Annotated in this window: 5 protein-coding genes; all 5 read right to left on the reverse strand. The window is 64.6% G+C overall.

The window, feature by feature from the left end:
- Nucleotides 1-251 (reverse strand): hypothetical protein (locus ACIQ2E_RS13805; RefSeq protein ID WP_398331727.1); only part of this gene is annotated, 251 nt, incomplete at its 3' end.
- A 5-nt stretch (nucleotides 252-256) separates the two neighbouring features.
- The gene (locus ACIQ2E_RS13810) at nucleotides 257-1417 is read right to left on the reverse strand and encodes a glycosyltransferase family 4 protein (RefSeq protein WP_398331730.1); all 1161 of its coding nucleotides are present in this window, start codon (nucleotides 1415-1417) and stop codon (nucleotides 257-259) included.
- Nucleotides 1418-1419: 2 nt separating this feature from the next.
- Nucleotides 1420-1941, reverse strand: coding sequence for a glycosyltransferase (locus tag ACIQ2E_RS13815; RefSeq protein ID WP_398331733.1), 522 nt, complete (start codon nucleotides 1939-1941; stop codon nucleotides 1420-1422).
- 16 nt (nucleotides 1942-1957) lie between these two features.
- Entirely contained in the window at nucleotides 1958-2491 is a 534-nt protein-coding gene (locus ACIQ2E_RS13820) for a hypothetical protein (protein ID WP_398331735.1), read from the reverse strand.
- Nucleotides 2488-2908: FkbM family methyltransferase (locus ACIQ2E_RS13825; protein WP_398331738.1), on the reverse strand; the 421-nt coding region annotated here is incomplete at its 5' end. The genes ACIQ2E_RS13825 and ACIQ2E_RS13820, both read right to left, overlap by 4 nt.

Genomic DNA, 2908 nt, shown 5'->3' on the forward strand with positions numbered 1-2908 from the left:
GCCCCGGCCAGAGCATAGCTCAGGGCATAACGAAAATCGCGGCCCCGATCCGTCCAATCACCGCTGATTAGACGGTCGAGCGGGCCTATCACGATGTAATAGCCGAGGAAGGCCATCACAAACGGCAGGGGTTGAAGCCAGCCGAGCCGATCCCGACTCTGGGCGATGCGGTTGAGATCCAGCACGAAGAGCAACAGCAGGCTGATCAACCAGAAGGCTTCCTCCGCGTTGAGCTGGTGGGGATTCGGCATTGGGCTCAGAAGAGGCGGCTAAGCAGCTGGGCGGTGAAGGCTGCCCGCCGCGAGAAGCGGGGATGGCGCAGGGCCCATTGCACTGCATGCTGCAACCCTGTGGCAAAGCGCTCAGGCGAAAAGTCCTCGAGCCGCTGGCGGGCGGCAGCCTGCATGGCATGGCGCCAAGGGGGCGACTGTCTCTCCGCCGTGTGCAGTAAGGCCGAGAGGGCTGAGGAGTTGCCTGGATCAAAACACCACCCGGTGACGCCGTGCTCGATCAGATCCACGGCGCAGCCGCAGGCGTTGCTCACCAGGCAAGGCAGGCCGGCGGCCATGGCCTCGTTCACCACCAGGCCCCATTGATCCCTGCTGCTGCCGAGCACGAAGGCGCTTGCCTGGCCGTAAAGACGGCCGAGATCGTCGAGCTGGTAAGAGGTGTGCAACTGCACTCGGGCAGGGTCGGGCAGAACTTCGATCTGAGCCTCTATCGCCGCCTGCAGCGGACCGCTGCCCACCAGCTGCAGCCCCCAGGTCCCGCCTTGCTGCTGGTAGGCGGCATAGGCCTGCAGCAAGCCACTGTGGTTTTTCTTCTCTACAAAGCGGCTCACGCACAGGAAGTGTGGCGGGCGAGGAGCGGCAGCGGCCTGGGCAGCGGCAGCCTGGAACCAGCCGTTATCCACCACGTCCCAGGGCTGAAAGATGGCCGATAGCGGAAATCCCAGGCCTTCCAGGTAAGCCAGGCTTTCCTGTCCCGCCACCAGAGCTGCCGCGTAGCCCCGCAGCAGTTGACGCTTGATCCACTCCTTGCCGACTGAGCGCGGTTCATCGCGCTGACGGCTGTCGCTCACGATGACCACAGGGATACGGCGGCGGTGAGCCAGAAGCAGCAGACGCTGGTAGGCCCGATCCGCCCAGCCCACGCTCACAATGGCGGCGGGCCTGCTGCGATCGAGCAGGGCAGCCATCTGATCGTCCAGCAGATCCAGGGGGGGATCGGCTTCAGGATTGGCAGCGCCCCTGTAATTGACCAGGGTATAGGGGCCGGCTGGATCAAAGCTCCAGAGATACTCCTGGGACTGGGGTCGGGTTTGCACCACCGTGATCTCCAGACCCGCCTCAACCGCCGCCACCAGTCGCACCCGGTGGTAAGGGCCGATGCGGTGCAGGGCCACCAACACACGCATGCTCAGCTCACTCCGAGTGCAGTGAGCAGCCGATCGCCATAGCGGGCCCAGGTAAATTCACAGGCGCGCTCACGAGCCGAAGCGCCCAGCTGGTTGCGCAGGTTCCGATCCTCCAGCAACTGCTGGAGCCGATCCGCCACAGCAGCAGCAGCACGGATCGGCACGATGAAGCCGTCCACGCCATCGCGCACTACGGAGCCGCAGTGGGGGCTAGTGATTACTGGCACCCCGCAAGCCATCGCCTCCAGATGCGCCAAAGCCATGCCTTCCGCCAGGGTGGGCAACACAAAAATGTCCGCTCGGCAAAATTCCTCGCGGATCAGGTTGCGGGGCACATGGCCAATATAGGTGGGGCCTTCAAACAGGGGGTGCGTGATATCCACCTGAGGCGGGCCGGCTATGCGGCACTCGAAGGACACCCCACGACGTTTCAGCAAACGGCAGGCTTCCGCCAACACATGACTGCCCTTGCGCAGGCCGACCTGGCCCACAAACAGGATGCGGCCGGGCTTGGGATCGTGCACCAACTCAAACCAGTGTTCAGGGATGCCGTAGGGAACCAGGTCGATCTTCGGCTTCGATGCCGGGATAGCGGCGGCGTTCCTCCAGCATGATGCGCCCCACATCGGCTCCGATTATCAGCTCATGCACCACATGCAGCCCTTGCTCTTTGGCCTGCCGCACCGCATCGAGATCGTTGTTGATGAAGTTGGTGTAGAGGGCTGTGGCACCGCCAAAGCGTTCCCGGCAGGCCCGCTCCAGCACCAACGCATCACCGCGGGCACCGCGAGCCCAGCTGAGACTGGCCAGGGGCTGATCTCGCACCAGCTGCCTAGGAACATCCGGAGGGAGCTGGCGGCTAAGCAGGGTCTTGAGGGGTTTGGGCTGGGAGGCCTCGGGCCAGGTGGCTTTCAGCAGCTGCAGCGGCCGGTGGCAGCTGTGCAGGTCGGTGTAGAACGCCGCCAGGGCACCAGCGCGGGCCAGCAGGGCTGGCACGGCGTAGTGCATGCGGGCGCCAGCCTGGAGCACCGCATAGCGGCGGCCTGCGCGGGAGGATTCAGCCACAGCGTTCACTCCAACCCACACAACCTCCTCGCCACCCCATCCACCGCACTGGCATGAATTGCCAGCACGTTGTCGTCGTGACGCTGGGGCCAGTGGCCGTGGGCATTACCGGCATAAAGCACCAGTGTGTTGCTGCGGGGGCGGTAGAGAAAGAAGCGGTAGTGCCAGCGAGCAAAGGCCTGGAGCAGGCCCTCTTTGCTGAAGCCGAGGCGCTGCTGGATGTTGAGCAGCTCAAAGCTCCAAACCATCGGTGCCTGGGTGCGCAGCAGATGTTCGCTGCCGGAGAGCACCAGCTGCTCGGCGCCCTCCACGTCGATCTTGATGTAGGCGAAGCGTCCGGGCCAAGAGAAGCCATCCAGGCGCCGCGCCTGCACGCAGGCGTCCGTTTCATCGCAGGTCTCAGCGGAGGGGAGGGGGGGGGGAGAT

This window comes from Vulcanococcus sp. (assembly GCF_044369115.1).
In the GTDB taxonomy this organism is placed as follows: domain Bacteria; phylum Cyanobacteriota; class Cyanobacteriia; order PCC-6307; family Cyanobiaceae; genus Vulcanococcus.